The sequence below is a fragment of the Citreimonas salinaria genome, assembly GCF_900107235.1.
GTDB lineage: Bacteria > Pseudomonadota > Alphaproteobacteria > Rhodobacterales > Rhodobacteraceae > Citreimonas > Citreimonas salinaria.
Genome location: NZ_FNPF01000001.1, coordinates 432,558 through 459,252, shown reverse-complemented (window position 1 = coordinate 459,252; position 26,695 = coordinate 432,558). Strand labels below are relative to the sequence as shown.

Sequence of the window (26,695 nt, the reverse complement as noted above, 5' to 3'; positions counted from 1 at the left end):
TCAGGCCTCGCGCTCGCCCGGTACCACGACCTGGCACGTCCAGCTCTGGATGCGGTGACCGGCATGGTTCACCACCCATTCGGCCAGGTGGGGCTGGGCGTGCATCATGCAGGTCGTCGGCGTCGCTTCGGTGAAGACGAGGCTGCGTTCCCGGCAATGCTCCGAGGTAGCCGGCCCACCGGCCATGCAGGTCACGAAAAGCAGTTCTACCATGCAATTCTCCAGTCCAACATGTCCCCTGGTGACAAACTCCCGGCTACGGCAGGCGCGCGTCATCCGGCCAACGTTTCCCCTGTTCCCAGCCGATGACATGAATCGCCGCCCGATTTTTCAACCCTGAACGCCGTTCTGCGCGCGCAGCGGGCGCCGGACGAAGCGGGTCAGCCGGATGAGGCCGCGCCTGTCGCTTCGGGCGCGCCTTGCCACCGGCGCGGCGCTGCTGACCGCCGGCACGGTGCTGACCGCGATGACTCTGTACGTCGGCATGGCGCGCGTCGCGAACGGAATCGATACCGCCCTGGCCGCCGAGGTCCGCATGTCGCGCTACGCGATCCTGTCGACCCAGGTCTCGACCTTCCTCGTGATCGCGACCGAAGCGGTGCAGTCGGGATTGCCGCCGGACGCCCGCGCCGAGCGCAGCGCGCCGGTGGTCCAGAACATCCACGCCACGTTCGAACAGCTCGAGGCCGATCTGGTACGCGCAGTCGAAGCCGCCGAGCACGGCGGCCTCGACCAGCAGTCGCGGTACGGCACCCAGTCGTTGGGCCTCGCGCGGATGCGCGCGCTGCTCGACAGCACGGTGCGCGGTCTGGCCCGCCCGGGGCAGGAACCCGACGGCCTGCGCGCGTATCTCGAAAGTTTCGCGTCCAGCTTCGACCCGCTGCTGAACCAGGCCGTGAACACCGAAGCCCTGTTGCGCCGCGAGGCGCTGCAACGGGTCGAACGGCTGCGAGGCACGCTGTCGGCGCTTGCCATCGTGATGGCCGCGCTGGCGCTGGTCATGGTGCTGGCCTTCTATTTCGGCCTGATCCGGTCGCAGATCCGGCGGCTCGACCGGCTCAGGCTGGCCGCGCGGCAAATCGGGCAGGAGGATTTCGCCATCGCCCTGCCCGACACGCGCCACGACGAGATCGGCCTGCTCTACGCCGAGACCGACCGCATGGCGCAGGCGCTGGCCCGGCGCCAGCAGGCCGTGCAGGCCGAGTGGTCGCGCCTCAACGATACGGTCGATCGGCGCACACGGGAACTGCGTGACGCCAACGCCCGGCTGGAACGGGTGGACGAGACGCGCCGCCGCCTCTTCGCCGACATCAGCCACGAGTTGCGCACCCCGCTGACCGTCATCCTGATGGAGGCGCAGATCGGCCGGCAGGCCAATCCCGAAAGCCGCGAAGCCTTCGCCACGATCGAGACCCGTGCCGCCCGCCTGAACCGCCGCATCGACGATCTGCTGCGCGTCGCCCGGTCCGACACGGGCGAGCTGCGGCTGGACATCTGCCCGGTACCACTGCCGGACCTGATCGCGGAGGTGGTCGACGAGGTGGGTCCCGAATGCGACAGCGCCGGGATCGTACTCGGCGTCGATGACGCGGTGCCTTCGGCCAGCGTGGCGGGCGACCCGAACTGGCTGCGGCAGGTGCTGGCGGGCCTCGTCCGTAAAGCGATCCACCACGCCCGCGATGGAGGTCAGATCCGCATGAGAGTCGAAGTCGACGAGACCGTCCGGATCGGCGTCATCGACAACCGGCCCGGGATCGCCACCGCGCAGCAGGTCCGGGTGTTCGAGCGGTTCGCGCAGGGCAGTGGGAATCAAAGCGGGTTCGGCATCGGCCTTGCGCTGGCGAAGTGGGTGATCGAAGCGCAGGGCGGCAGCATCGCGGTCCGAAGCCCCGTGCCGCGCGATGTGGCCCTAGCCCCGCACCGGGGACCGAAGTATCGGTTCGCATGCCCCGCGCCGCGCGTTAGATTCCAGCCATGACCGGCCGGCTCCTCATCGTAGACGACGACCCCGACATAACCTCGGCACTTGCCCGGGGCCTGACGCTGCGCGGCTACCTGACCGAGACCGAGAACCGCGCCGACCGTGCGCTGGCCCGGCTGGCCGACGACGGTCTTGCCGCCGCGATCGTCGACGTGATGCTGGGCGCCGACAGCGGTATCGACCTAGTTCGCGACGCGCGCAGGGCCGGTGCCGCGCTTCCGATCCTGATGCTTTCCGCGCTGTCCGAGGTCGAGCACCGGACGGCCGGCCTGGAGGCCGGCGCCGACGATTACGTGGTCAAACCCTTTTCCTTCGACGAACTCGTTGCGCGCCTCCGCGTGCAGGAAATGCGCGCCCGCGCCCATCCCGTGGCCCGGTTCGACACGGCCGAGCGGACGCTTCGCTGCGGCGACCGCGTCGCCGTCCTGACCGAACGGGAGGCGGACCTGTTGCTCTTGCTGGCCCGGAACGCCGAGCGCCCGCTGCCGCGCAGCGAGATCTTCGATACGCTCTGGGCGCGCGAGGGCTCCGGCACCGAGAATGTCGTGGACGTCTATATCGGCTACCTGCGCAAGAAGCTTGCCGGGCAGGACTTCGGATTCGCCATCCTGACGCAGCGCAACAAGGGTTTTCGCCTCGACGGGCAAGCGCCGAAGATCGACTGATTTCTACGATGAGCGGGCCGCCACCGACTGAAGTCGGTGCCGCTCTCACAAAATAAGAATCGCCCGGAATGGCTGTCGCATGCCAGCATCCAAGGACTGATATCCATTGGAGGAGATCCAGAAATGGCATGGTCGAAGCCCGTCGCCCGCGAAATCGAATGCGGCATGGAAATCAACATGTACGGCCCGGACAGCGAGGAAGGACGCGACGTCCTGTTCTGATCGGATGGCGCGCGGATCATCGACATGACGCTTCGCGCGCACATACTCGGAGCTGCGGCGGGCGGTGGTCTGCCGCAGTGGAATTGCGGCTGCGAGAATTGCCGTCTTGCCCGCGAGGGGCGGATACCGCAACAGACGCAATCCTCACTGGCGGTCACCGCGAACGAGGCGGATTGGGCGATCCTCAACGCCTCGCCGTGGAAACCGGGCTGATCGGCGAGACGACCGTGGGCGTTTCGCTCCGGTCGGGCGGCAAGCGCGCCGAATACGTGCCGGGCTGCGCCGTTCTGACCGATGACCTGCGCGCGCGACTGGAAGGCGCCGATCTGCTCTTCTTCGACGGCACGCTCTGGCAGGACGACGAGATGATCCGCGCCGGGCTGGGACAGAAGACCGGGCAGCGCATGGGGCACATGTCGATCTCGGGCGCAGACGGCTCGATCGCGTCCTTCGCGGACATGACGATCGGCCGAAAGGTCTTTGTCCACATGAACAACACCAACCCCGTCCTGCGCCCGGACTCGGAGCAACGCGCCGAAGCCGAGGCCGCCGGCTGGATCGTCGGACGCGATGGCATGGAGATGACGGCATGAGCCCACAGCGAACCCCCCAGTCCCGCGACGAATTCGAGGCCCGCCTGCGCCGGATCGGGGCCGAACGCTATCACGATCTGCACCCCTTTCACGATCGGCTGCACGGCGGTGGCTGCACACCGGACGAGGTGCGGGCCTGGGTCATCAACCGCTATTACTACCAGCATTCGATCCCCAAGAAGGACGCCGCCTTCATGAGCCGCGTGGACGACCCGGCGCTGCGCCGCGCCTGGCGCTCGCGGATCGAGGACCATGACGGCACGGACGAGAACGAGGGCGGCATTCGCCGGTGGCTGCGGCTGGCCGAGGCGGTCGGGCTCGACCCGGACTACGTCGCCTCGTGCGACGGGGTTCTGCCCACCACGCGCTTCGCCGTCGATGCCTATGTCAGATACGTCCGCGAAAAGACGCTACTGGAGGCGGTGGCCTCATCGCTGACTGAGCTTTTCGCGCCGAAGATCCACGCAAACAGGATCGAGGGCTGTTGCGGAATTATGCCTTCGCCGATGACAGCGCGCTGTCTTACTTCCGCAACCGGCTGACCGAGGCGCCGAAGGACGTGGCCTTCAAGCTGGCGTGGGTGCTCGACCACGCTGACACGGCGGAACGGCAGGACGCGGCGGCGGGGGCGCTGACCTTCAAGACCGACGTGCTCTGGTCCCAGCTCGACGCTCTGTGGGGCGCCTATGTCGAGCCGGGGCGCATCCCGCCCGGCGCATGGCAGCCGGGCACGGGTCTTCGACAGCGGCTGGCTTCGTGATGCAGCCTGCCGAGATCCCTGTTCTGCCACGCGGCGTCCGCCTGCACCACGACAGGGTACGCGACACCTGGGTGCTTCTGGCCCCGGAAAGGGCCATCACGCTCGACATGGTGGGACACGCCGTCCTGGCCGAGGTCGACGGCATCCGCAGCTTCGGCGAGATCACCGCGTCGCTCGCCGCAAGATACGATGCACCGGCTAGCCAGATTGCCGAGGACAGCGCGGGCTTCCTGAACGCGCTGCGCGCCCGCCGCTTTCTGGAGATCGCCCCGTGACGATCCAGCCCCCTGTCGCGATGCTTGCCGAACTCACCCATCGCTGCCCGCTGTCGTGTCCCTACTGCTCGAACCCCGTCGAGCTGACGCGGCAGGCGCAAGAACTCGACACGCAGACCTGGACGCGCGTCTTTCGAGAGGCGGCCGATCTTGGCGTCCTGCAACTTCACCTCTCGGGGGGCGAACCCGCTTCCCGCCGCGACCTGACCTAGCTCGTGGCTGCTGCCCGCGAGGCGGGCCTTTACACCAATCTCATTACCTCCGGCATCGGGCTGACCCGCCGCCGCCTCGAAGAACTGGACGAGGCGGGGCTGGATCATGTCCAGCTTTCGCTGCAAGGCACCACCGCCGGGATGGCCGACGCCGTCGGCGGCTACAGGGGCGGCTTCGCCCGCAAGATGCAGGTGGCGGAATGGATCGGCGCCATCGGCTTTCCGCTCACGCTCAACGCGGTGCTGCACCGGCACAACCTGCACCAGTTGCCGCGCGCGCTCGAGATGGCCGTCGAGATGGGCGCGCGCCGGATCGAGGCGGCGACCGTCCAGTTCCACGGCTGGGCCCTGAAGAACCGCGCCGCCCTGATGCCCACCCGCGCGCAGGCATAGGAAGCCACCCGCATCGTGGCCGAGGCGCGCGCGGCACTGAAGGGTACGCTGGTGATCGATTACGTGCCGGCGGATTATCACGAGGATTTTCCGAAACGCTGCATGGGCGGTTGGGGCAGCACCGGGCTGAACATCACGCCCGAGGGGCTGGTCCTGCCGTGCCACGCCGCGCAGACCATCCCTCACCTGCAATTCGACTGCGTGCAGGACGGCTCACTATCGGACATCTGGTACAACGGACGCGCCTTCAACGCCTATCGCGGGACCGACTGGATGGAAGAGCCGTGCCGGTCCTGCGACCGCAAGACCAAGGATTTCGGCGGCTGCCGCTGCCAGACCTTCGCCTTGCTGGGCAATGCCACGGCCACCGATCCGGTCTGCACGAAATCCGAGCATCATGCATGGCTGAAGGAACGGGCGGAAAGCGAGGCCCACGAGGCCGATGATCAGGCCGTCGCCGCACCCGCCGAACGCGTCTCCACGGCCGAGCTGATGACGTACCGAAAGCTCGGCTCAGGCGGTTAGCAGCGACGGTCTGCGACAGGGCTTCGCGAAAGACCGCGCGAATGCGAAATAGTCGGAGGCCTAGGCGAACCCTTCGTCCAACGACACTTTGGATGCGCCCGTTACCGAATCCCGAGGACTTGATCCGCCAGCGCGCGCGCGGCTCCTAGGTAGCGGGTATTGCGCTCGCTCGCGCCGCCTTCGTGCATGCGGTCGATGATCCAGCCGACATAGGTCAACGCGCGCAACAGCACGAAGAAATCCAGGTGCGTCGTATCGATGCCCCGTTGGGAACGATAGCCCTCGACCAGCGCGTGGCGCAGCGCCGGATAATCCGGCGCGTCGGTGAACTTCACCAGCGTCGTCGCCAGGTCGAAGAGCCTGAAGCCATAGCCGGAATCGTCGAAGTCGATCAGCTGCACGCGGCTTCCGTCGACCATGACGTTCTCCCGCACGAGATCGGCGTGGATCAGGCCATAGTCGAGCCCGTCCTCGATGCTCTCAAGACGCCGGTCGGCCTCGTCTCGTACACGTCGGAACAGCGTGCGCTCCCCTTCGGAGAGCGCCGGATTGTCCCAGAACCGGCCCCAGAGCGGATCGGCGCCCAGCAAGCCGTCGCGATCCCAGGCACAGCGGGTGAACCCCTCGGGCGCCTTCCACTTGTCCGAGATCGCGTGCAGCCGCGCCATCTCGTGCCCGATCCGGCTGAAGACGTCGCGGCGCGCCTGCGGATCGTCCAGAAGACCGGACTCGCCCAGCGGCTGCCCCGGCAGCCAGGACAGCATGTCGACCTGGACGCCGCTCACATCTTCCAGCAGATGCCCCGAGGCCGAGCGGACCGGCGACGGCACCAGCAGGCCGCCTTGGGCCACCGCCGCCATCCACTCCAGTTCGGACCAGAGCTCGGCGTCGCTGCGGTAGCCTTGCCGGTGCAGGCGCAGGGCGAATGAGACTCCGCCGTGGTCCACGCGGAACACGCTGTTTTCGCGCGCGGCGATCAGGCGGTTATGCGCCCCCGCCATCCCCCACAGGGACAGCGCCTTGTCGACCACATCGCTCATGGGTGCAGCGGCGTCTCGGCCAGGACCGCGTCGAGCGTGTCGAACAGGAGATCGGCATTCTCGCGCGAGAACGGCATCGGCGGGCGTATCTTCAGCGTGTTCTTGTGGCGGCCCAGCTTGGAATGGATGATGCCCCGGTGACGCATCGCGTTGATGATCCGGTCGGTGAAGTCGCTGGCGGGCTCGCGCGAGTCGCGGTCGAGCACCATTTCCGCCCCGAAGATCAGCCCCGAGCCGCGGATGTCGCCGATCACCTCGTGCTTGTCGCGCAGGCGTTCCAGCTGCTCGCCAGCGTAGAGGCCGACCTTGCGCGCGTTCTCCACCAGCCCTTCGGCCTCGATCTCGTCCAAGACAGCCAGCGCGGCGGCGCAGGACACGGGGTTGCCGCCGAAGGTGTTGAAATAGCGATAGCCCTTTCGGAAGGTGGCGAGGATCTCGGACCGGGTGACGACGCCGCCCACCGGATGGCCGTTCCCCATGGGTTTGCCCAGCGTCACGATGTCCGGCACGATCCCCATCTTCTGGTGCGCCCAGAAATGCGTGCCCGTCCGGCCGAAGCCCGACTGCACCTCGTCGCAGATCAGCAGGCCGCCGGCCTCGCGCACCACCTCGGCCACGGGTTTCAGCCAACCGTCGGGATGGTCGGGAAAGCCCTCGTTCAGGAAATACGGGCAGACGATCAGCGCGGCAAAGCCGGTGCCCGCCTCCTCGTGCGCGGCGATCTGGCGGGCGACCGATTGCGCGAACAGCGTGCCGTCGGGATCGGGATTGCGATAGCTGTCGGGCGCGTCGACGAAGCGGACGTAGCCCTCCAGCCCGAAGCCCACGCGCGGCACGTTGGACCGGCTGAGCTGCGAGACCAGCGCGGTGTTGCCGTGATAGGTCGCGTCGGTGGCGATGATGCCGCGCTTGCCGGTCATGCCCTCGGCCATGCGCAGGGCGATGTCGTTCGCCTCGGACCCGGTGCAGGTCAGGATCGCCGATTCCAGCGCGACGTCCATCGTCGCGGTCAGCCGTTCGACATAGTCGAGGATCATGTCGTGCAGGTAGCGCGTGTGGGTGTTGAGCGTGCCCGCCTGCCGGCAGATCGCCTCGACCACGCGCGGGTTGCAGTGCCCGACATGGGGCACGTTGTTGTAGCAGTCGAGGTAGCGGCGCCCGTCAGCGTCCCACAGCCAGACGCCCTCGCCCTTCACGAAGTGCACCGGGTCTTCGTAGAAGGTCGAGACGTTCGGCCCCAAAAGGCGCGCGCGATCGGCCAGCATCTTGCCGGTGCTTCTGGTCATGCAGCGGATCCCCTGTCGTGCGGTTGGCCCGGACCGGCCAGGTCGCGGTCCCAGATCTCGGCCAGCGCGGGCGGCACCGTGCCGCCGCAGGCCCGCGTGATCGTGCGGCAGCCGTCGCGCAGCGCCGCGATCACCCGCGCCTCGAGCGACGGTGTCTGGCGCGAGCGCGGATAGGCCACGGCCAGCGTGCCGATCGCGTCGCCGGCAGGGCCGAAGAAAGGCATCCCAAACGAGATCACGCCCTTGGTGAAGAATTCGTCCGAGCAGCTTTGGCCGGCGGCGCGGCAGGTTTCGATCAGGTGCTGCAGGTCGGAACGCGCGATGACCGTGCTGGGGGTGTAGGACGCAAGATCGGCGCCCAGAACAGTGTCCGCGATGCCCTCGGGGCCGAAGGCCAGCATCGCCAGCCCGGACGCGGTCGCGTGCAGCGGCAGAAGCTCGGCCTCGTCGAAGATCACTCGCAGGCCGTGACGCGAGACGTCGGCATGGTAGAGCGGCGACATCACGTCTCCCTGCCACAGCGAGGCATGGACCAGCTCGCCCAGATGCGCGGCCATGTCGTCCACGACCGGTACGATCGCGGCGCGGATCGGGAAGTGCTTTTCGCGCACCGACGCCAGACGCAGCAGCGCTGGGCCAAGGCGATAGCTGCGCGTCTCGGGATTCTGTTCGAGAAAGCCGTTCTTCTCCAACTCGACCAGGTGGCGCCGCACGGTCGCCTTGTCGCCACCGCTGAGCCGCACGAAGCTGGCCAAGCCGATCTCGGCCCGGTCGGATGAAAAATGCGACAGCAGTCGCAACGCCTTGGTGATCGTTCCCACGGCAGACCCCTTGCGCGGAGGCAAACAAAAACGTCCCGCGTCCAATGCAATTCTTGACAAGCACCGTGGCGCGGACCCATCATTTTTGACCATAGAGTGTCAAATATTGACACTCAAGAAAAAACGAGCGCCAACAGGAGATCTCCGATGAAGTCGTTCCAGACCATGGCCGCCCTCGCGCTTGCCGCGACCGCCCTGCCCGGCATTGCCCTTGCCGAATATCCCGAGAAACCCGTCAGCTTCGTCGTGCCCTTTCCGCCGGGCGACCTCGAGGACGTCTTCACGCGCCTGATCGCCGAGGAATTCCAGGAGACCTACGGGGTACCCACGGCAGTCGTGAACAAGCCCGGCGGCGGCGGCGGACCGTTTCCCGGCGCCGCCGAAGTCGCCATGGCCCCGGCGGACGGCTATACGATCGGCTCTTTTGTGATCGACGTTCCCGTGGTCGGCCCGATGGTCGGCATCCCCGCGCTCGACCCCAACCCGTTCGAGCCGGTCGGGATCTTCCTGACCTATCCCTTCGTCCTGGCCTCGCTCAAGTCGCAGCCGTTCTCGGACATCGACGGACTGGTGGAGCATGCGCAGGACAATCCCGTCGTGCTGGGCCATTTCGGCTCGTTCCTCGTGCCGACGCAGGTCACGCTTGGCATGGCGAAGGTACAGGGCATGGAATACGCCGCCGATACGGCCTTCGACGCGCTGGACTGCAACACGCTGGCTTCGGGCGACGCGGACGTGATCAACACCAACCTGCAGTCCATCCTGCCGTGCATCGACGACGTCACCGTGCTGGTCACGATCGGCGAGCGGCGCATCCCGCTGACCCCCGACGTGCCGACGGTTGGCGAGCTGGTACCCGAGTTGAGCGCCAGCCTGTGGAACGGGCTGTTCGTGCACAAGGATACGCCCGAGGGCGTGCGCACCAAGATCGCTGACGTGGCCGAGCGGGTGATGAACTCGGATCGGGCCCAGGAGATCGCGGCGGAGACCGGCGCGCTGATCTACTGGATCGGCGCCGAGGAGGCGGCCGAGCGCATCGAGTCCGACGCCGCCGCGCTCGACCGGATCACCACCCTTCTCGAGGAATAAGCCACTGGGGCGCGCGCGGCATAGGGCTGCGCGCGCCCTTCGTTTGCAGACGGCCGGTGGAAGGAAGACGGCAAATGGTGCGCAGCAAGACGCTTCAGGACCTGTTCAAGCGTTACCGGCGGCCCGGCGACATGTTCGTCGCCGCCCTGTCGCTGCTGTTTTCGCTGTTCCTGCTGGCGAACCTGCCGTCCCAGACGACTTGGGTCGCCCGCGTGCAGACCTTCGCGCAGCCCGCCTTCTGGCCGACCGTCGCCGTGGTCACCATGGTCGTCTTCTCGACGCTGCACCTGGTGGGCGCGCTGGTCTCCGAGAGGATCGAGGGTCGCTGGCAGGAGGTCGCGGAGTGGGTCAAGGCGCTGGAATACGTGCTGTGGTTCATGGTCTACGTCTCGGTCGTTCCCTGGCTGGGATACCTGCCCGCGACCATCCTCTTCACGCTTCTGCTGACATGGCGGCTGGGCTACCGCGGCCTGAACTGGAGCCTTGCGGCCCTGGGCGTGGCGGTCTTCGTGGTGGTGCTGTTCAAGTCGATGCTGCAGGTCAGCATCCCCGCGGGAGCGGTGTATGACCTGCTGCCGTCCGGGCCGGCGCGCACCTTCATCATGACCTATTTCTGAGGCCGCGCGCATGGAAGTCTTCCTGTCCGGACTGGGGTTGCTGGCAACCCCCCAGATCCTGCTGGCGCTGCTGGTCGGTTCCGTCGGTGGCGTCATCATCGGCGCGATCCCCGGGGTCGGACCGGCGGTCGCCATCGCAATCCTGTTGCCGGCGACCTTCTCGATGGACCCGCTGGTCGGGCTGACCATGCTTCTGGGCATCTACGGATCGTCGATGTACGGCGGCTCGCTTCCGGCGATCCTGATCAACACGCCCGGCACCGCGGTGAACGCGCTGACCACCTATGACGGCTACCCGATGACCCGCCAGGGCAAGGCACTGCACGCACTGGGGCTGGCCTACGGCGCGTCCTTCGTCAGCGGCGTGCTGTCGATCGCCGCGCTGATCCTGCTGTCGCCGCTGCTGGCCAAGATCGCGCCGCTCTTCGGCTCGCGCGAGATATTCCTGGCAGCACTTCTGGGGATCGTCCTGGTCGTCATCGCCCATCGCGGGCAGACCTTCGCCGCCGGATCGCTGGCGGCCTTCGGCATCTTCCTCGGCACCGTCGGGTTGGAGCCGGTGCGCTACACCCAGCGCTTCACCTTCGGTCTGGACGCGCTGCAGTCGGGTTTCGACCTGATCGTCGTCGTGCTGGGCCTCTTTGCGCTGAGCCAGGCTTTCCTGCTGTTGTCGCAGCCGGACCAGTCGCCGGACAGTCAGCGCATCGACGGCAACATGTTCACCGCGATGCTTCGGGTCTTCCGGTTCAAGCGCATCGCCGGGGTCGGGTCGGGCATCGGCGTGATGATGGGCATGATCCCCGGCGTCGGAGAGTTCACGGCCCAGTTCCTCAGCTACACTCACGCGCAGAAGACCTCGAAGACCCCGGAATTGTTCGGCAAGGGCAGCGAAGAAGGCCTCGTCGCGTCCGAATCCGCCAACAACGCGGTGCCCGCCGCCGCGATGATCCCGCTCCTGGCGCTGGGCATCCCCGGCGAGGCGCTGACCGCGATGATGCTGTCGGTCTTCTACGTGCACAACGTGGTGCCCGGCCCGGCGCTGTTCCGCGACCAACTCGACTTCATCTACGCGCTGTTCGCGGCGATGCTGCTGCTGAACGTCATCGTCGTGGTGTTCATCGGGTTCTCGTCGAACGCCCTGACGCGGATCATCCGCATACCGACGCGGTTCCTCGGGATGATCATCCTGACGCTGTCCTTCGTGGGGGTCTATTCGCTGCGCAACTCGGTCACCGATTGCGTGATGGCGGCCGGATTCGGAATGCTGGGGCTGGTGCTGAAGCGGCAGAACCTGCCGGTCGTGCCGATCATCCTGGGCATGGTCCTGGGCGGCATCATGGAGGTCAAGCTGCGTTCGGCCATGGCGCGGGTGCGCGAGCCGCTGGATTTCGTGGACCGGCCGATCGCCGCGGGGCTCGCCGTGGCGATCGTGCTGCTGATCGGCTTCCACGTCTGGGGCGTGATCCGCGAACGGCGCAGCCGGCTGCCCGAGAGCGAACGCGACCACGACAGCCACGACACGCAGCAACGCTGACACACAGGGAGCGACGAGACCATGGCGCGCTACACCGACAAGACCGTTCTGATCACCGGCGCCGGCACCGGCATCGGCGCCGCGATGGCCCGCAGGTTCGCATCCGAAGGCGCGCGGGTCGCGCTGATGGGCCGGCGCGCCGAGCCGCTGAAGGCCGCGGCGGACGCCATCGGCGGACTGGCGGTGCCGGCCGATGCCGCCTCGTCCGGGCAGGTGGCCGACGCGCTGGCGCGCATCCACGACCGCCTCGGCCCGCTGGACGTGCTGGTTTGCAATGCCGGCGGCTTCGGCTTCGGCACGTTGCAGGACAACAGCGACGAGGACTGGAATGCCTCGGTGCAGGCGAACCTGAACACGGCGATAGTGACCGCGCGCGCCGCCCTGCCCGACCTTATCGCGCGACGCGGCAACATCCTGATGATGTCGTCGATCGCTGGCCTTGCCGCCGGGCCCGAGGCCTGCGGCTACGTCACGATGAAGCACGCGCTGATCGGGCTGGCGAAGTCCATCACCCGCGACTACGGGCCCAAGGGCGTGCGCTGCAACACGATCTGCCCGGGCTGGGTTCGTACCGAGATGGCCGACAGCGAAATGGCGGAGCTGATGCAGCGGCGCGGGCTGGCTTCGGTCGACGAGGCCTACGCGCTGGTGACTCGCGACGTGCCGCTGGGCCGGCCGGCCGCGGCGGACGACGTGGCCAGCGCGGCCGCCTTCCTGTGCTCGGACGAGGCGGCGATGATCACCGGCGCCGTCCTGACCGTCGATGGCGGCGCGACCGTGGTCGACGTCCCGACCATCGCCTTTTCCGAAGACTGACAGGGCCTAGGGGCCGAAGCAGCGCCAGTTGCTAGCGCATGCGGCGGGTGCTTCGTGTGCGATACGAAAAAAATCGTATACAATATTCTTGACCCGCACAAAGTGCTGTTTCCCTTGCGGCAACCAGAGGAGGCGCGGATTGGAAAAAGGGATCAGCAAAAGCATTGCCGAAATGATCGTTCGCGGCACCTTGCGGCCGGGCGACCGGCTGGACGAGCAGTCGCTCGCTGAGAAACTCGACGTTTCGCGTATGCCCATCCGCGAGGCGATCCAGAAATTGTCCAGTTCGGGGCTTGTCCAGCTTCGGCCGCGCCGCTCGGCCATCGTGCGCCGGATGAGCGAGAACGAGCTGAGCGAGGCCTTCGAGGCGATGGGCGAGATCGAGGGGCTGTGCGCCTCATACGCGGCGCAACGGCTGAGCGAGGCGCGAAGGCTGCGCGTCAAGGCGCTGATGGAGATCTCGCGCCAGGTCTGCGACGCGGGCAACGGCCCCGAGGCGCAGGAGATCGACGACGAATTTCACGCCCTGATCCACAGCGGTGCGCGCAACTGGATGATCACCGCGCTCGCGCGCGAGACCCGGATCAAGGTCAGCCCCTACAGCGCGATCGGATTCATCTTCGACAGCGACCTCATCGACCTGACCGTGCCGCACCGGCAGCACAGCGCCATCGCCGAGGCCATCCTCGACGGTGACGCCGCCAACGCGCGCGCCCTGATGATCGAGCATGTGGGTCACAACTACCTGAGCCTTCAGGAACTTCTGCCGCTGGCCCAGGAACGCAACGGAACCTAGCTCTTTGCGGGAAAGGAAGACTGACGATGCACGACTACCAGGGCCCCGGCCGCGCTGGATATCCTGCGCGCAGGGGGCAACGCGGTCGACGCGGCCGTGGCGGGCGCCGTGGTCCTGGGCATCTGCGAGCCGCCGATGACCGGCCTCGGCGGCGACGTCTTCGCCATCATCCACGACCCGGCGACCGGATCGGTGTCCGGCCTGAACGGCTCGGGCCGCGCGCCGGCGGCGCTGGACGCGGCGCGCCTGCGCGAGCAGGGGCACGACACGATCCGGCTGGATTCCTCCCACGGCGTAACCGTACCCGGCGCCGTGGACGCGTTCGACCGGCTGGTGAGCACCCGCGGCAAGATGAGCCTCGCCGAGGTGCTGGCACCGGCCATCCACCACGCGGAGAACGGCATTCCCGTCTATCACCGCACCGCGCTGGACTGGGCCACCTTCGGCGACCGGCTGATCGGCCCGGGGCGCACGCATTTCACGGATGGCGGCAAGCCCTACAAGGCCGGCAGCCGCTTCGCCTCGGCTCCGCAGGCCGCCGCCCTGAGGCTCATCGCCCCCGACGGCGCCGAAGCGTTCTACCGCGGCGAGATCATGGAGGACATCGTCGTCACGCTGCGCGCCCATGGCGGCCTTCACCGCGCCGAAGATTTCGCCAACACCACCGCCACGCCGGTCGACCCGGTGCGACGCGGCTATCGCGGCCACGACCTGGTCGAGCTGCCGCCCAACACCCAAGGCGACACAGCGCAGCTGATCGCCGCCATCCTCGAACGGTTCGACATCGCGGGCCTCGCACCCGACAGCGCCGCGCGCATCCACCTCCAGACCGAGGCGACGCGCCTCGCCTACGGCGTGCGCAACATGTTCCCGAGCGACCCCGTCTCCGGCCGTCCCTACGATGAGACGCTGCTGTCGGACGCGCTGGCCGACAGGCTGGCGGCGCAGATCGACCCGAAGAAGGCCGGCACCGCCGCGCCCCGCCCCGCCGAGGCGCTGCACCGCGACACGGTCTACATCACCGTGGTCGACAAGGACCGGCTGGCGGTGTCGCTGATCTACTATGTCGCGCTTCGGCGGCTCGGTCAGGAAGCGGCGGACAGGCCCGTCCCGATTGCCGAGATGATCTTGTCGATGTCGGCCTCTTCGATGATCAGCGAGGGCGACAGGATGATGTTGTTGCCCGACACGCGCAGCATCACGCCGTCCTCATAGGCGGCCTTGGCCACGGCCGTGGCGGTCTTCTTGTCGGCAGGCGTCTTCGCTTCGCGGTCCGACACCAGTTCGACCGCGCACATCAGGCCGTGACCGCCGCGCACGTCGCCGATCAGTTCATGGCGCTCCTTCAGCTTCAGCAGACCCTCGTGAAGCTGCATGCCCCGCGCGGCGGCGTTGTCCTTGACCTGCAGGCGCTCGGTCTCGTGCAGGCAAGCGATGGCGGCGGCGGCGCCCACCGGATGGCCGGAATAGGTGTAGCCGGACCCGATCGAGCCCTTGCCCGATCCGTCGCCCTCGAAGGCCTCGGCCAGGGCCTCGCCGATCATCACGGCGCCGAAGGGGAAATAGCCGTTCGTGATCGCCTTGGCGATGCACATCATGTCGGGCTTCACCCCCCAGTGGCGCGAGCCCGTCCAGTCGCCGGTGCGGCCGAAGGCGCAGACGACCTCGTCGGCGACCAGCAGGATGCCGTACTTGTCGCAGATCGCGCGGACGCCTGGCATGAAGCTTTCATGCGGCGGAATGACCCCGCCCGCGCCCAGGATCGGCTCCATGATGAAGGCGGCGATGGTCTCGGCGCCCTGGAACCTGATCTCGTCCTCGAGCGCGGCAAGGCACAGCTGCGCCAGCTTCTCGGGGTTCGATTCGTCGAACGGATTGCGGTAGGTGTAGGGGGCCGGCACGTGGAAGCAGCCCGGCATCAGGGGCTCGTACTGGGTGCGGAAATTGGCGTTGCCGTTGACCGAGGCGCCCAGCGTGTGCGTGCCGTGATAGCCCTTCTTGAGGCTGAGATACTTGGTGCGCCCGCCCTCGCCGCGGATCTTGTGATACTGGCGCGCCAGCCGCAGCGCGACCTCGACCGAATCCGACCCGCCCGAGGTGTAGAAGCAGCGCGCCATGCCGTCGGGCGCGAAGAAGTCGCGCAGCATCCAGGACAGTTCGACCGCCGCGTCGTTGGTCGTGCCGCGGAAGGTGGAGTAGAACGGCAGGCGTTCAAGCTGCGCCGCGATGGCATCCTTCACCGGCTTGCACGAAAAGCCCAGGTTGACGTTCCACAGCCCGCCCACCGCGTCGACGGTCTCGTGCCCGTCCACGTCGCGGATACGCACACCCTGCGCCTCGGTGACGATCACCGGAGGGTTGGCTAGGCTTTCGGCCGGGTGCGCCATGGGCTGCCAGAAGTGCTTTGCGTTGTTCTCGCGCAGGAAATTGCCGTCTTTCATGATCGTCTCCCTCTTATCCCGAGCGCATCGAGCGCCCGGTCGAAGCTGTCGCCGGGCCGGCGTACGTCGAAATGGACGGGCACGAGGCCCGCGGCCTCTGCCCCCTGGATGTTGCGCATCTGGTCGTCGACGAAGACGCAGGCCGCGGGCGGCAGTGCCAGCGCCTCGGTCACCGCCGCGTAGGCGCGCGGGTCGGGCTTCAGGATGCCGGAATAGGTGGCGTCCACGATGACGTCGAAGTCGGCCAGGAACGGCAGCTTGGCGCGGAAATCCGCGCCGTAGAACAGGTCGAGCTCGTTCGACAGCACCGCCAGTCGGGCGCCTTCGGCCTTTGCTGCGTCCATGGCCGCCAGCGCCTCGGGGCGGATCACCTCGGACGGGGCGGCCCCGCGGGCCGCGCACACGAAGTCCGACATCTGCGTCCAGTCCGCGCCCACGAGCGCGGCAACTTCCGCGGTACGGGTGCGCCAGTAGTCGCGCTCTGTGATCTCGTCGGCCTGCATGCGCCGCCACAGCGGATCGGTCTCGGGCGCGAAGGGGCCCTGCCAGTCCAGCGTTCCGGGCGGCAGGCCAAGCGCCTTCTCGCTGAGCGCGTGGGTCTCGAATAGGGTGCGCGAGATCACGCCGCCGAAATCCAGAACCAGGGCTTCAGGCATCCTGCGCCTCCGTCTTCGCCGGCATGCGGCCGCCCAGCGACTGGCCGAGCACCGGCGCGATCCGGCGCAACGTCTCGATGGCGCGCTCGCGCAGCGCGTCGTTCATGCGGCCCGCGGGCGCGGCCACGGCCACGGCGCCGCTTGCCGCCGCGTGCGGTCCGAAGACCGGCATCGCGACCGACACCACATCCGCATCGAAAGTGCGGTCCGCCAGCGCGTATCCGGCGTCGCGCGCGGCCTCGCTCAGCCTGCGGAGGGTCGGCTCGTCCGTAGGTGTCTGGCCGGTGAAGTCCCGCAGCGGCGCAGCGCCGATCCCGGACCAAAGCGCGTCGGGTCCGAAGGCCAGCATGCTGATCCCCGAGGCAGTGCCGTGCAAGGGGAGCATGGCGCCTTCATCGAAGAATACCGCCGTGCCGTGCTGGTGCGGGTCGTGGTGCGCAACCGGTGCCAGCGCGCCGCCCTGCAGAAGGGAAAAGTGCACAAGTTCCCCGAGTTCCTTGGCGGCGGCCCTGACAACCGGCTCGACCGCGCTTTTCAGCGGAAAGCACGTCTCGCGGATCGTGGCGAGCCGCAGCACCGCGGGGCCGGGCCGGTAGACGCGCGTCACCGGGTCCTGCTCGACGAAGCCAGCCTGTTCCAGCTCGGTAAGGTATCTGTGGACGGTCGCCTTGTCGCGCCCGACCAGGCGGTGGAAATCGCTCAGCCCGATCTCGGGCCGGTCGATCGAAAACTGGTCGAGCAGAGCGAGCGCTTTCGCCGTCGTTCCCATTCCACGCCTCTCCGAAAAACGAATGCCGCGCCACCGGGCGTTCCGTCTCGCATGCAACGGTTGACACGTGACGTGGCTCAAGTCAATATTTTAAACCACCGGTTCATTATTCGAACCTTGCGAAAACAGGGGACGCCCATGTTCGACCAGGCTGACATCGACGCCCTGCGCACGCGCGACGTGTCGCCGGGCCGCCTTCTGATCGGCGGCGCCTGGAAGGACGCGCGCGGCGGCGAGACGCTGGACAGCATCTCGCCCATCGACGGGCGCATACTGACCACCATCGCCGACGCCACCGAGGCGGATGTCGACGATGCCGTGGCAGCCGCCCGCGCCGCCTTTGCCGATCGCCGCTGGTCCGGCCAGGCCCCCGCCGCGCGCAAGAAGATCCTGCTCCGCTGGGCCGACCTGATCGAGGCGAACGCGCTCGATCTGACGGTTCTGGGCGTGCGCGACAACGGCACCGAGATCGCGATGGCCGCCAAGGCCGAGGTCGGATCGGCCGTGAACACCATCCGCTGGTACGCCGAGGCGATCGACAAGATCTACGGCGAGATCGCCCCCACCGCCGATGCCGCGCTGGGCCTGATCCACCGCGAACCGGTCGGCGTGATCGGCGCGATCGTGCCGTGGAATTTCCCGCTGATGATCGGCACGTGGAAGCTTGCCCCCACGCTGGCCGCGGGCAACTCGGTGGTCCTGAAACCGGCCGAGACCGCGTCGCTCACCCTGCTGCGCATCAGCGAACTGGCGCTGGAGGCCGGCCTGCCCGAGGGCGTGCTGAACGTCGTGACCGGGCGCGGCGCGGGCTGCGGACAGGCGCTGTCGATGTCGATGGACGTGGACGCACTGGTTTTCACCGGCTCGGGCGCCACCGGGCGGCGCCTGCTCGAGGCGTCGGCGAAATCGAACCTCAAGCGCGTCTATCTTGAGCTGGGCGGAAAGTCCCCGAACATCGTCTTCGACGACGTGGGCGACATTGGCGAGGCGGCGAAGGTTTCCGCGGCGGGGATCTTCCGCAATTCCGGGCAGGTCTGCGTCGCGGGCTCGCGGCTTCTGGTGCAGCGCGGCGTGGCCGACGACTTCGTCGCCGCCCTGTCCGAGGCCGCGGCGAGGATGCGCGTGGGCGACCCGCTGGACCTTGCCACGCAGTCCGGCGCGGTGAACTCCGAGCCGCAGCTGACGCAGATCCTCGACTTCGTCGCCGGGGCCGAACGCGAGGGCGCGCGCGTCACCCTGGGCGGCTCGCGCATCATGCAGGACACCGGCGGCTACTACATGGCGCCCACCGTGATCGCCGACGTCGCCCCCGAGCATCGGCTTTTCCGCGACGAGGTCTTCGGCCCGGTCCTGGCGGTGACGACCTTCGAGGGCGAGGACGAGGCGGTGCGGCTGGCCAACGCCACCGATTACGGCCTTGCCGCCGGGGTCTGGACGCAGAACCTGGGCCGCGCGCACCGCATGATCCGCGCCGTGCAGGCCGGGGTTGTGCACGTCAACACCTATGGCGGGCCCGACATCACCGTGCCGTTGGGCGGGGTCAAGCAATCGGGCAACGGGCACGACAAGTCGTTGCACGCCTTCGACAAATACGTCGATCTGAAGACCGCATGGATTAAGCTTTGACGAGGTGGGTATGACCGACAAGACGATACTGGTCGCCGGGACCTACGACACGAAGGCCGACGAGCTTGGCTTTCTGGTCTCGTGCATCGAGGATCAGGGCGGACGGGTCTTGACCATGGATGTCAGCGTGCTGGGCGATCCGTCGGGGCCGGTGGACATCTCCAAGCACGAGGTGGCCGAGGCCGGCGGCAGCTCGATCCAGACGGCGATCGACAGCGGTGACGAGAACGTCGCCATGCAGATCATGGGCCGCGGCGCCGCCGCCAAGGCCGCCGAGCTTTGCGCCGCAGGGCGCGTGGACGGGGCAATCGTGCTGGGCGGCTCCATGGGTACGGACCTGGCGCTGGACCTGCTGGGCGCACTGCCGCTGGGCATTCCGAAATACGTGGTCTCGACCATCGCCTTTTCGCCGCTGCTGCCGCCCGAGCGTCTGCCGGCAGACGTGCAGATGATCCTGTGGGCGGGCGGGCTTTACGGGCTGAACTCGGTCTGCCGCGCCTCGCTGGCGCAGGCTGCCGGAGCGGTGCTGGGGGCGGCGCGGGCGGCACAGCCGCCGCAACGGGACAAGCCGCTGATCGGGATGACGAGCCTGGGCAAGACCGCCCTGCGCTACATGGTGCCGCTGAAGCCCGCGCTCGAGGCGCGCGGCTACGAGGTGGCGGTCTTCCACGCCACAGGCATGGGCGGGCGCGCTTTCGAGAACCTCGCGCAGGAAGGCGCCTTCGCCTGCGTCTTCGACTTCTGCACGCAGGAACTGGGCAACCACGTCTTCGGCTCGATGGTCAGCGCGGGCGGATCGCGCCTGACCGGCGCGGGCATGGCGGGCGTCCCGCAGTTGGTGGCGCCGGGCTGCTACGACCTGGTGGACGTGATCGGCTGGCAACCGGCCGACCCGCGGTTCGACGGCCTGCCCAGCCACGCGCACAACCGCCTGATCACGTCCTATGTGCTGGACGACGAGGGACGGCGAAAGGTGGCGCGCGCGCACTCCGAGCAACTGGCGAAGGCGACCGGGCCGACGGCGGTGTTGCTGCCGCGCGGCGGTTGCGGCGAGTGGGATCGCCCCGGCGAGCCGTTGCACGACGCCGCCGGGCTCGCGGCGTTTTGCGACGAACTGGTCGCGACCTGTCCCGATAACGTGACGCTGCACGATCTGAAGTGCCACATCAACGACAATGCCTTCGCCGAAGCCGCGCTGCGCGTATTCGACGCGTGGCGCGACGCGGGACACGTTCCCGCGTGAGGGGCGCCGGACAAGGCGCCCTCGTGACGCTTGCCTGCGGTTTTCTTCCCGTCGGGCAGGGTCTTCCGACGGCGCCTGCTGCCGTTCGGCACGATTGAGCCGGAAGATCAGGCAGTTGATCGGATTGCCTTCAGTTATCGATAGAACGCGTAACCAGCATCAGCCCGTCTGGTTCACGGCCTCGGGGCTGGCTGCGCGGAAGGCGCCGATTTCGCCTGCCGCGTCCGCGACGGCCTGAATGCGGGGCAGGTCGGACCAGCCCGCGCCCCATCGGTCAGCGTTGTAGATTTGCGGGATCAGGCACAGGTCCGCGAGCGTCGGGGTGTCCCCGTGACAGAACCGACCCGTGGGGGGTTCGCCGAGCATTGCCTCGAAAGCCATCAGGCCGCGGCGAATGAAGTGCCGCATCCAATCCACCCTTGCTTCGTCGCGGGTGTCGCCGGGGAGGCGGCCAAGGACCACCTTGACGACCGACGGATTGCAGATCGGGTGGGTGTCGGCAGCGATCGTCAGGCTCAGGCGGCGAACCCGGGCACGCTCGGCGGGATTGGCCGGCAACAGCCCCAGTCCGCGCGTCTCGTCGAGATATTCGATGATCGCCAGCGACTGGGTCAGGCGCAGGCCGTCGATTTCGAACACCGGCACGAACCCTTGGGGATTGCGGGCCAGATGATCCGGCCCGCTTTGCTCGCCCCCGATCAGGTCGATCGGCACGGACCTGTAGGCGATGCCGGCGAGGTTCAGCGCGATGCGGACCCGGTAGCTCGCGGTCGAGCGCCAGTAATCGTAGAGAATGGCGCTCACTGACGGGCGACCTCGATGGCTTCGCGAATGACGTCGAGGTCGCCGACGTGATTGAACAGCGTCAGGATCAGCCGCGCGTTCAGGGCGTCGCTTTCGTCCTTGGTCAGCCCTTCATGTGCCGTCAGAAGCAGATCGTAGGCTTCGTCGGGGATGGCAATGTTGCGGGAGGTGACGAGAGCACTCATGCCATTTCCTTTCCGGTCGCGCGGTTCAGGGCGGCCTCGATCTCCACTGGTGTCGCGGTTTCCCAGCGTGCCGCGACGTGCTGGTCGGGCCGGATGAGGTAAAGTGCCCGGTCGGCCGCCACGAGATATCGCGCGCGTGTCTCCGCGTTCGGCGTGGCGATCGACACGCTGCGCAGACCCGAAGTGTCCGGGGGCTCCTGTCCGATCGCCAGAAGCACGAATCCCGTGCCAAGACGATGCAGAAGGAACCCGTCCTCCAGCGGAGCATCCGGGCAGGGGGCGCCGGGGCGGGTCTGTGCGGGACCGCCGGGTAGGCTGTCGGCCCCGTTCAGCGGAGAGCCGTCATAGATGCAGGGCACCGAAAGGCGACCGGAGTTCACGAAGGGGCGGGCGAAGTCGTGGCGGCGCGACAGGTGCAGCACTGCATTCCGGAAGACTCGGCTGATCTCGGATTTCGGCGTGATGAAATCGGTGGATCGGGTGGAATTGCGGATGTTTTCGTCGGTCGCGTAGCACCGCTCGGCGTCGTAGGTGTCGATCAGCGCCTCGGGCGCCTCGTCGTTCAACACCATGGCGAGCTTCCAGGCGAGGTTGTCGGAGTCCTGCACGCCGCCGTTCGCCCCGCGGGCACCGAAGGGGGAAACCTGGTGAGCACTGTCGCCGACGAAGAGCACGCGGCCATGGCGGAACGACTCCATCCTGCGGCACTGGAACGTGTAGATCGAGGTCCACACGATCTCGTATTCCACGCCGGGCAGCATCTGGTCGATGCGCGCGCGGATCCGGTCCTCTTTCAGCTCGGCGTCCCGATCCACGTCCCAGCCGATCTGGAAGTCGATCCGCCAGATGTCATCGGGCTGCTTGTGCAGAAGCGCGGAATCCCCGGCCTCGCGGAACGGCGGTTCGAACCAGAAGCGGCGCTCGACCGGGAAGTCGACCTTCATTCGCACGTCCGCGATCAGGAAGCTGTCCTTGAACACCTTGCCCTCGAACCCGAGACCCAGCCCCCTGCGCGTGGGTGAACCGGCCCCGTCGCAGGCCAGAACCCAATCGGCGGTGATCGAGTAAGGCCCCTCGGGCGTCATGATCTCGATCCCGGCACCGTCGTCCCGCACGTCCAGCGATTCGACGCGGTTCTTGCCACGAATCTCGATCGGTGCGCCTTCGGCCTGCGCCTGCCGGATCCGGTCGACCAGGAACTTCTCGAAATAGGGCTGCTGAAGATTGATGAAGGCGGGGTGCCGGTGCCCGCCCTCGGGCAGAAGGTTGAACTCGAATACCAGATCCTCGCCGTGGAACACCTTGCCCAGGTTCCATACGACGCCCTTGTCGACCATGGCGTCGGCGCAACCCAAGCGGTCGCAGATCTCCAGCGTGCGCTTGGCGAAACAGATCGCGCGGCTGCCTTCGCCGACTCCTTCGTGGTCGTCCAGAACCAGGGTGCGGACGCCACGCAAGGCGAGATCGAGCGCCATCGCCATCCCGATGGGGCCACCCCCGATCACCACGACCGGATGATGCGCCGCGACCTCGGCATCCTGATCGGCGGCGCGCTCGTATGGATAAAGTCGGTGCGCCAGTGCGTAGCGGTCGTCCAGCATCACGTCTCCTCCCGAAGTGGACATGGCCGAGGGCGGGTGCGACGCCCGATCGGTCCGGCAAGAAGGTGCCCGGACAACGCCCGGGCAGTTGGATCAGCCCTGCAGGGCCTGCCACATTTCCTTGTCGCGCGCGGCGGTCCAGATCCGCGGCGTGTCGATGCCGCGCGCCTCGTCGAAGGCACGGGCGACGTTGAACGGCAGGCAATGTTCGTAGATCGCGTAGTCGCCGAACTTGGGGTCGCAGACCTCGCGCACATGGGCCATGGCCTCCTGCAGCGAGCCGCCCCTGACTGCGACGCGCTTCACGGCATCATAGGTCGAGGAAACGAAGTCGGCGGTGTTGTCCAGCGCCGCGTTCACCATGTCGCGGCCGACCAAGGCATCGCCCCGGCCCGGCGCGATGGCGTCCAGGTCGAACGCGCGGATGCGTTCGAGCGTCTGCGGCCAGTCGCCGTAGTGACCATCGCCGCAATAGCAGGCCGAGTGGTACTCGACGATGTCGCCGGTGAACATGACGTTCTGGTCGGGCACGTGGATGACGATATCGCCGGCCGTATGGGCGCGGCCCAGCTTCATCAGGTCGACGCGGCGGTTGCCCAGGTAGACGCTCATGCGGTCGCTGAAGGTGGTGGTGGGCCAGGTCAGGCCGGGAATGCTCTCGTGGCCCTGGAACAGGCGCGGAAAGCGGTCGAACTCGCTGTTCCAGTCCTCCTGCCCGCGCTCGGCCACCATGGCGCGTGCCATGTCGGACATGATGATCTCGCGCGCGTCGTAGGCCGATGCGCCCAGCACGCGCACCGCGTGGTAGTGGGTCAGCACCAGGTGGCTGATCGGCTTGTCGGTGACCTCGCGCACCTTCTCGATCACCTTCTGCGCCAGCCGCGGGGTGGCCTGCGCCTCGACCACCATCACGCTGTCGTCGCCGATGATGACGCCGGAATTCGGATCGCCCTCGGCGGTGAAGGCCCAAAGCCCCTCGCCCACCTGCGTGAAGCTGATCTCCTTGTCCGCCATGTCTCCGGCGGATGCGAATGCCTTGGCCATGTGGCCTCCTGTCGTCTCTTAGGGAAATTCGGGGGCGGGAAGGATCGTGCCCGTGCAGGCGCCGAAGCCGACGCGGTAGCCGTCCCCTTGCGCATGCCCCCTGAGGGTGAGCGTGTCGTCGTCCTCGATGAAGGTCCGGGTCTCTCCGCCAACGTCGAGCGGGTTTTCGCCGCCCCACGTCATCTCGAGCAGAGAGCCGTAGTTCGACGGCTCGGGTCCCGAGATCGTGCCCGAACCGAGCAGATCGCCCGTCCGCATGGCGCATCCCGACGACGCGTGATGCGCCAGCTGCTGCGCTGCCGAGTAGTAGAGTTCGCGCATGTTCGTGGTGCTGATGCGGTGGCCGTTCATCTCGACCGACAGCGCCACGTCATAGTTCCCGGGGAAGTCGGCCTGAAGGTAGGGCAGAAGCGGCTTCTCGCGCGGCGGCGTATCCACGGCGAAGGGGGCCAGCGCCTCGCGTGTCACGATCCAGGGCGAGATCGACGTTGCGAAGGCCTTGGCCTGGAACGGGCCCAGTGGCTGGTACTCCCACGCCTGCAGATCACGCGCCGACCAGTCGTTCAGCAGGACGTAGCCAAAGATCATGTCCTGGGCGCGGGCGGTCGTGATCGGCTCGCCCATCTTCGACGGGGTGCCGACGATGGCGCCGATCTCGAGCTCGATATCCAGCCGCTTGCACGGCCCGAACGAGGGCATCTCGGCGTCCTTCGGCTTCGTCTGCCCCAAGGGACGGCGTATGTCGGTGCCCGAAACCACGACGGTCGACGCCCGCCCATTGTAGCCGATGGGGATGTGCAGCCAGTTCGGCGGCAGCGCGTTCTCCGGCCCGCGGAACATCGTGCCGACGTTCTGCGCGTGCTGCTTGCCGGCGTAGAAGTCGGTGTATTCGGCGACCTCCAGCGGCATGTGCATGGTCGCATCGGCCAGCGGCACCAGCAGCGGCTCGACCTTGGCGCGATCCGCCGCCCCTTCGGCCAGAAGGTCGGTCAGGCGCTCGCGGAATGCCGACCACGCGGCGGGACCCGCGGCCATCAGCGGATTCCACGTCGCGTACTGCAGAAGGTCCGCGGTTTCGGTCAGGCCGGCCTCTTCCGCGCCCGCGACGTCGAGCACCCTGTCCCCGATCGCCACGCCGCAGCGGGGCGCGGTGCCGTTCGTCGAGAACACCCCATAAGGCAGGTTGTTCAGCGGAAACTCCCCTTCGGGATCATTGGCGCTGTCGATCCAGCTTCGCTTGAGCAAGCTGCTCCTCCTCTATCCTTGGTCTGCCATTCGAAGCCCCGCCCCGGCGAGCGTCACTTCCGGCCCGGCGTCCCGTCGAAATGCTTTTCCAGCCCGTCCCAGCAATCGACGTAGTCGTCCTGCAAGGGGGCCTCCTTCGCTGCGAACTCCGTCAGGTGCTGCGGGAAGCGGGTCTCGAACATGAACGACATGGTGTTGTCGAGCTTGTCGGGCCCCAGCTCCGCATTCGACGCCTTCTCGAAAGCCTCGCGGTCGGGGCCGTGGGGCAGCATGCAGTTGTGCAGGCTCATGCCGCCCGGGACGAAGCCCTGCGGCTTGGCGTCGTACTGGCCGTAGATGTTGCCCATCAGCTCGGACATGACGTTCTTGTGGTACCAGGGAGGGCGGAAGGTGTCCTCCATCACCATCCAGCGCTCGCGGAACAGCACGAAGTCGATGTTGGCGGTGCCCTCGACCCCCGACGGCGCGGTCAGCACGGTGAAGATCGACGGGTCGGGGTGGTCGAACAGGATCGCACCCACGGGGCAGTAGGTCTTCAGGTCGTACTTGCAAGGGGCGTAGTTGCCGTGCCACGCCACCACGTCCAGCGGCGAGTGCGGGATCTCCGAGCGGTGGAACTGACCGCACCACTTGATCGTCATGGTGGACGGCGTCTCGCGATCCTCGAAGGCCGCGACGGGCGTCTTGAAGTCGCGGCGGTTCGCCATGCAGTTCGCGCCGATGGGGCCACGCCCGGGCAGGTCGAACTTCTGGCCGTAGTTCTCGCACACGAAGCCGCGGGCGGGGCCTTCCAGCACCTCGACCCGGTAGACGAGACCGCGCGGGATGATGGCGATCTCCTGCGGCTCGACGTCGATGATCCCCAGCTCGGTGGCGAAGCGCAGCTTGCCTTCCTGCGGGACGACCAGCAGTTCGCCGTCGGCCGAGTAGAAGTAGTCGTCCTTCATCGATTCGGTCACGAGGTAGATATGCGCGGCCATACCCGTGGCGGTGTTCACGTCGCCCGCCGTGGTCATCGAGCGCATGCCCGTGAGCCAGGTCAGCCGCTCCTCGCTATGCGGCACCGGATCCCAACGGTACTGGCCCAGCGAGGTCACGTTTTCCGGCACATGCGGCGCGGTCTTCCAGTATGGCAGGTCGATACGCTCGTACCGGCCCTGATGCTTGACCGAGGGGCGGATGCGGTAGCACCAGGTCCGTTCGTTCTGGTGGCTGGGCGCGGTGAAGGCGGTGCCGGACAGCTGTTCGCCGTACAGGCCGTAATTCACCTTCTGCGGGCTGTTCATTCCCTGCGGCAACGCGCCGGGCAGCGCCTCGGTCTCGAAATCGTTGCCGAAGCCGGGCATGTAGCCTTCGGTGACGCCTTGTGGGATGGACGCCTGCATCAGGCCAGAGATCTGTGTCTGGTCGTTCATGATCGATCCTCCAAACTGTTGGAGGACGTAGTACTGGTTGC

The 26,695-nt window shown here is 67.5% G+C and carries 24 protein-coding genes and 4 pseudogenes; 15 read left to right on the top strand and 13 right to left on the bottom strand.

The window, feature by feature from the left end:
* On the bottom strand, positions 1-213 hold the full coding sequence (locus BLW27_RS02190) for a hypothetical protein (protein ID WP_089878513.1): 213 nt from the start codon (positions 211-213) through the stop codon (positions 1-3).
* A 175-nt stretch (positions 214-388) separates the two neighbouring features.
* Between BLW27_RS02190 and BLW27_RS02185 the strand changes: the two genes are divergently transcribed.
* The 7 genes and pseudogenes from BLW27_RS02185 to pqqE all read left to right on the top strand — a co-directional run bounded on the left by BLW27_RS02185 (position 389) and on the right by pqqE (position 5,626).
* A complete protein-coding gene (locus tag BLW27_RS02185) occupies positions 389-1,978 on the top strand; it encodes a sensor histidine kinase (RefSeq protein ID WP_245710742.1) in 1,590 nt (529 codons plus the stop codon).
* Entirely contained in the window at positions 1,975-2,646 is a 672-nt protein-coding gene (locus BLW27_RS02180; RefSeq protein ID WP_089878509.1) for a response regulator transcription factor, read from the top strand. The genes BLW27_RS02185 and BLW27_RS02180 overlap by 4 nt, the downstream gene beginning before the upstream one ends.
* A 123-nt stretch (positions 2,647-2,769) precedes the next feature.
* On the top strand, positions 2,770-2,868 hold the full coding sequence (pqqA, locus tag BLW27_RS02175; RefSeq protein WP_089878506.1) for a pyrroloquinoline quinone precursor peptide PqqA: 99 nt from the start codon (positions 2,770-2,772) through the stop codon (positions 2,866-2,868).
* Between the two features lie 24 nt (positions 2,869-2,892).
* Positions 2,893-3,461 (top strand): annotated as a pseudogene (locus BLW27_RS02170) (MBL fold metallo-hydrolase).
* Positions 3,458-4,221: pseudogene (gene pqqC / locus BLW27_RS02165) on the top strand (pyrroloquinoline-quinone synthase PqqC). Before BLW27_RS02170 ends, pqqC begins: the two co-directional pseudogenes overlap by 4 nt.
* The gene (gene pqqD, locus BLW27_RS02160) at positions 4,221-4,496 is read left to right on the top strand and encodes a pyrroloquinoline quinone biosynthesis peptide chaperone PqqD (RefSeq protein ID WP_089878503.1); all 276 of its coding nucleotides are present in this window, start codon (positions 4,221-4,223) and stop codon (positions 4,494-4,496) included. Before pqqC ends, pqqD begins: the two are co-directional and overlap by 1 nt.
* Positions 4,497-4,516: 20 nt before the next feature.
* A pseudogene (gene pqqE, locus BLW27_RS02155) lies at positions 4,517-5,626 on the top strand (pyrroloquinoline quinone biosynthesis protein PqqE).
* Positions 5,627-5,727: 101 nt separating this feature from the next.
* Here pqqE and BLW27_RS02150 read toward each other — a convergent pair.
* The 3 genes from BLW27_RS02150 to BLW27_RS02140 are packed head-to-tail and all read right to left on the bottom strand — an operon-like array spanning position 5,728 to position 8,773.
* Positions 5,728-6,666, bottom strand: coding sequence for a phosphotransferase enzyme family protein (locus BLW27_RS02150; RefSeq protein ID WP_089878500.1), 939 nt, complete (start codon positions 6,664-6,666; stop codon positions 5,728-5,730).
* A complete protein-coding gene (locus tag BLW27_RS02145; protein ID WP_089878495.1) occupies positions 6,663-7,952 on the bottom strand; it encodes an aspartate aminotransferase family protein in 1,290 nt (429 codons plus the stop codon). Before BLW27_RS02145 ends, BLW27_RS02150 begins: the two co-directional genes overlap by 4 nt.
* Entirely contained in the window at positions 7,949-8,773 is an 825-nt protein-coding gene (locus tag BLW27_RS02140; protein WP_089878491.1) for an IclR family transcriptional regulator, read from the bottom strand. The genes BLW27_RS02145 and BLW27_RS02140 overlap by 4 nt, the downstream gene beginning before the upstream one ends.
* 147 nt (positions 8,774-8,920) lie before the next feature.
* Here BLW27_RS02140 and BLW27_RS02135 point away from each other — a divergent pair, with 147 nt between their 5' ends.
* The 6 genes and pseudogenes from BLW27_RS02135 to BLW27_RS21615 all read left to right on the top strand — a co-directional run.
* Positions 8,921-9,862 (top strand): tripartite tricarboxylate transporter substrate binding protein, encoded by a 942-nt coding sequence (locus tag BLW27_RS02135; protein WP_089878488.1) that lies wholly within the window; start codon positions 8,921-8,923, stop codon positions 9,860-9,862.
* A gap of 74 nt (positions 9,863-9,936) precedes the next feature.
* Positions 9,937-10,479 carry a tripartite tricarboxylate transporter TctB family protein gene (locus BLW27_RS02130; RefSeq protein WP_089878484.1) on the top strand — a complete coding sequence of 181 codons (543 nt, stop codon included), beginning with the start codon at positions 9,937-9,939 and terminating at the stop codon, positions 10,477-10,479.
* 10 nt (positions 10,480-10,489) lie between these two features.
* Positions 10,490-12,013: a tripartite tricarboxylate transporter permease gene (locus BLW27_RS02125; protein ID WP_089878481.1), complete on the top strand. Its 1,524-nt coding sequence runs from the start codon at positions 10,490-10,492 to the stop codon at positions 12,011-12,013.
* 21 nt (positions 12,014-12,034) lie between these two features.
* Complete coding sequence (locus tag BLW27_RS02120) at positions 12,035-12,829, top strand: SDR family NAD(P)-dependent oxidoreductase (RefSeq protein WP_089878478.1); 795 nt, start codon at positions 12,035-12,037, stop codon at positions 12,827-12,829.
* A gap of 139 nt (positions 12,830-12,968) precedes the next feature.
* The gene (locus BLW27_RS02115) at positions 12,969-13,625 is read left to right on the top strand and encodes a GntR family transcriptional regulator (protein ID WP_089878476.1); all 657 of its coding nucleotides are present in this window, start codon (positions 12,969-12,971) and stop codon (positions 13,623-13,625) included.
* 54 nt (positions 13,626-13,679) lie between these two features.
* Positions 13,680-14,675, top strand: a pseudogene (locus tag BLW27_RS21615) (gamma-glutamyltransferase); the annotation flags it as partial.
* Between the two features lie 35 nt (positions 14,676-14,710).
* On the opposite strand, the gene BLW27_RS02105 reads toward BLW27_RS21615, so the two are convergent.
* Genes BLW27_RS02105 through BLW27_RS02095 form a run of 3 tightly spaced genes read right to left on the bottom strand, consistent with a single transcriptional unit; the run spans position 14,711 to position 17,491 of the window.
* Positions 14,711-16,066: an aminotransferase class III-fold pyridoxal phosphate-dependent enzyme gene (locus BLW27_RS02105; protein ID WP_089878470.1), complete on the bottom strand. Its 1,356-nt coding sequence runs from the start codon at positions 16,064-16,066 to the stop codon at positions 14,711-14,713.
* Entirely contained in the window at positions 16,063-16,722 is a 660-nt protein-coding gene (locus tag BLW27_RS02100) for an HAD-IA family hydrolase (protein WP_089878466.1), read from the bottom strand. Before BLW27_RS02100 ends, BLW27_RS02105 begins: the two co-directional genes overlap by 4 nt.
* Positions 16,715-17,491, bottom strand: coding sequence for an IclR family transcriptional regulator (locus tag BLW27_RS02095; protein ID WP_089878463.1), 777 nt, complete (start codon positions 17,489-17,491; stop codon positions 16,715-16,717). The genes BLW27_RS02100 and BLW27_RS02095 overlap by 8 nt, the downstream gene beginning before the upstream one ends.
* Before the next feature lie 138 nt (positions 17,492-17,629).
* Between BLW27_RS02095 and BLW27_RS02090 the strand changes: the two genes are divergently transcribed.
* Together BLW27_RS02090 and BLW27_RS02085 are read left to right on the top strand one after the other, a co-directional pair.
* The gene (locus tag BLW27_RS02090; protein WP_089878459.1) at positions 17,630-19,117 is read left to right on the top strand and encodes an aldehyde dehydrogenase family protein; all 1,488 of its coding nucleotides are present in this window, start codon (positions 17,630-17,632) and stop codon (positions 19,115-19,117) included.
* Positions 19,118-19,127: 10 nt separating this feature from the next.
* Positions 19,128-20,360 (top strand): Tm-1-like ATP-binding domain-containing protein, encoded by a 1,233-nt coding sequence (locus tag BLW27_RS02085; protein ID WP_089878456.1) that lies wholly within the window; start codon positions 19,128-19,130, stop codon positions 20,358-20,360.
* 159 nt (positions 20,361-20,519) lie between these two features.
* Here the strand turns inward: BLW27_RS02085 and maiA are convergent, their stop codons facing one another.
* From maiA to hmgA, 6 genes are all read right to left on the bottom strand, one after another.
* Positions 20,520-21,164, bottom strand: a complete 645-nt coding sequence (gene maiA, locus BLW27_RS02080; RefSeq protein ID WP_089878453.1) for a maleylacetoacetate isomerase — start codon at positions 21,162-21,164, stop codon at positions 20,520-20,522.
* Positions 21,161-21,349 (bottom strand): DUF2783 domain-containing protein, encoded by a 189-nt coding sequence (locus BLW27_RS02075; RefSeq protein WP_089878449.1) that lies wholly within the window; start codon positions 21,347-21,349, stop codon positions 21,161-21,163. Before BLW27_RS02075 ends, maiA begins: the two co-directional genes overlap by 4 nt.
* Positions 21,346-22,950, bottom strand: coding sequence for an FAD-dependent oxidoreductase (locus tag BLW27_RS02070; protein ID WP_089878446.1), 1,605 nt, complete (start codon positions 22,948-22,950; stop codon positions 21,346-21,348). Before BLW27_RS02070 ends, BLW27_RS02075 begins: the two co-directional genes overlap by 4 nt.
* A 93-nt stretch (positions 22,951-23,043) precedes the next feature.
* Entirely contained in the window at positions 23,044-23,994 is a 951-nt protein-coding gene (locus tag BLW27_RS02065) for an MBL fold metallo-hydrolase (protein ID WP_089878443.1), read from the bottom strand.
* Positions 23,995-24,012: 18 nt separating this feature from the next.
* Complete coding sequence (fahA, locus tag BLW27_RS02060; RefSeq protein WP_089878440.1) at positions 24,013-25,239, bottom strand: fumarylacetoacetase; 1,227 nt, start codon at positions 25,237-25,239, stop codon at positions 24,013-24,015.
* Positions 25,240-25,292: 53 nt separating this feature from the next.
* Positions 25,293-26,654: a homogentisate 1,2-dioxygenase gene (gene hmgA / locus BLW27_RS02055; RefSeq protein WP_089878437.1), complete on the bottom strand. Its 1,362-nt coding sequence runs from the start codon at positions 26,652-26,654 to the stop codon at positions 25,293-25,295.
* Between the last annotated feature and the right edge of the window lie 41 nt (positions 26,655-26,695).

Bases quoted from the DNA above. Each gene is read 5' to 3' on its own strand.
- BLW27_RS02190 (WP_089878513.1), bottom strand. From the start codon at position 213: ATGGTAGAACTGCTTTTCGTGACCTGCATGGCCGGTGGGCCGGCTACC.
- BLW27_RS02130 (WP_089878484.1), top strand. From the start codon at position 9,937: ATGGTGCGCAGCAAGACGCTTCAGGACCTGTTCAAGCGTTACCGGCGG.
- BLW27_RS02150 (WP_089878500.1), bottom strand. From the start codon at position 6,666: ATGAGCGATGTGGTCGACAAGGCGCTGTCCCTGTGGGGGATGGCGGGG.
- BLW27_RS02075 (WP_089878449.1), bottom strand. From the start codon at position 21,349: ATGAGTGCTCTCGTCACCTCCCGCAACATTGCCATCCCCGACGAAGCC.
- BLW27_RS02105 (WP_089878470.1), bottom strand. From the start codon at position 16,066: ATGAAAGACGGCAATTTCCTGCGCGAGAACAACGCAAAGCACTTCTGG.
- hmgA (WP_089878437.1), bottom strand. From the start codon at position 26,654: ATGAACGACCAGACACAGATCTCTGGCCTGATGCAGGCGTCCATCCCA.
- pqqD (WP_089878503.1), top strand. From the start codon at position 4,221: ATGCAGCCTGCCGAGATCCCTGTTCTGCCACGCGGCGTCCGCCTGCAC.
- BLW27_RS02180 (WP_089878509.1), top strand. From the start codon at position 1,975: ATGACCGGCCGGCTCCTCATCGTAGACGACGACCCCGACATAACCTCG.
- BLW27_RS02095 (WP_089878463.1), bottom strand. From the start codon at position 17,491: ATGGGAACGACGGCGAAAGCGCTCGCTCTGCTCGACCAGTTTTCGATC.
- BLW27_RS02185 (WP_245710742.1), top strand. From the start codon at position 389: ATGAGGCCGCGCCTGTCGCTTCGGGCGCGCCTTGCCACCGGCGCGGCG.
- BLW27_RS02120 (WP_089878478.1), top strand. From the start codon at position 12,035: ATGGCGCGCTACACCGACAAGACCGTTCTGATCACCGGCGCCGGCACC.
- BLW27_RS02065 (WP_089878443.1), bottom strand. From the start codon at position 23,994: ATGGCCAAGGCATTCGCATCCGCCGGAGACATGGCGGACAAGGAGATC.
- BLW27_RS02145 (WP_089878495.1), bottom strand. From the start codon at position 7,952: ATGACCAGAAGCACCGGCAAGATGCTGGCCGATCGCGCGCGCCTTTTG.
- BLW27_RS02100 (WP_089878466.1), bottom strand. From the start codon at position 16,722: ATGCCTGAAGCCCTGGTTCTGGATTTCGGCGGCGTGATCTCGCGCACC.
- BLW27_RS02085 (WP_089878456.1), top strand. From the start codon at position 19,128: ATGACCGACAAGACGATACTGGTCGCCGGGACCTACGACACGAAGGCC.
- BLW27_RS02090 (WP_089878459.1), top strand. From the start codon at position 17,630: ATGTTCGACCAGGCTGACATCGACGCCCTGCGCACGCGCGACGTGTCG.
- pqqA (WP_089878506.1), top strand. From the start codon at position 2,770: ATGGCATGGTCGAAGCCCGTCGCCCGCGAAATCGAATGCGGCATGGAA.
- BLW27_RS02070 (WP_089878446.1), bottom strand. From the start codon at position 22,950: ATGCTGGACGACCGCTACGCACTGGCGCACCGACTTTATCCATACGAG.
- BLW27_RS02135 (WP_089878488.1), top strand. From the start codon at position 8,921: ATGAAGTCGTTCCAGACCATGGCCGCCCTCGCGCTTGCCGCGACCGCC.
- BLW27_RS02125 (WP_089878481.1), top strand. From the start codon at position 10,490: ATGGAAGTCTTCCTGTCCGGACTGGGGTTGCTGGCAACCCCCCAGATC.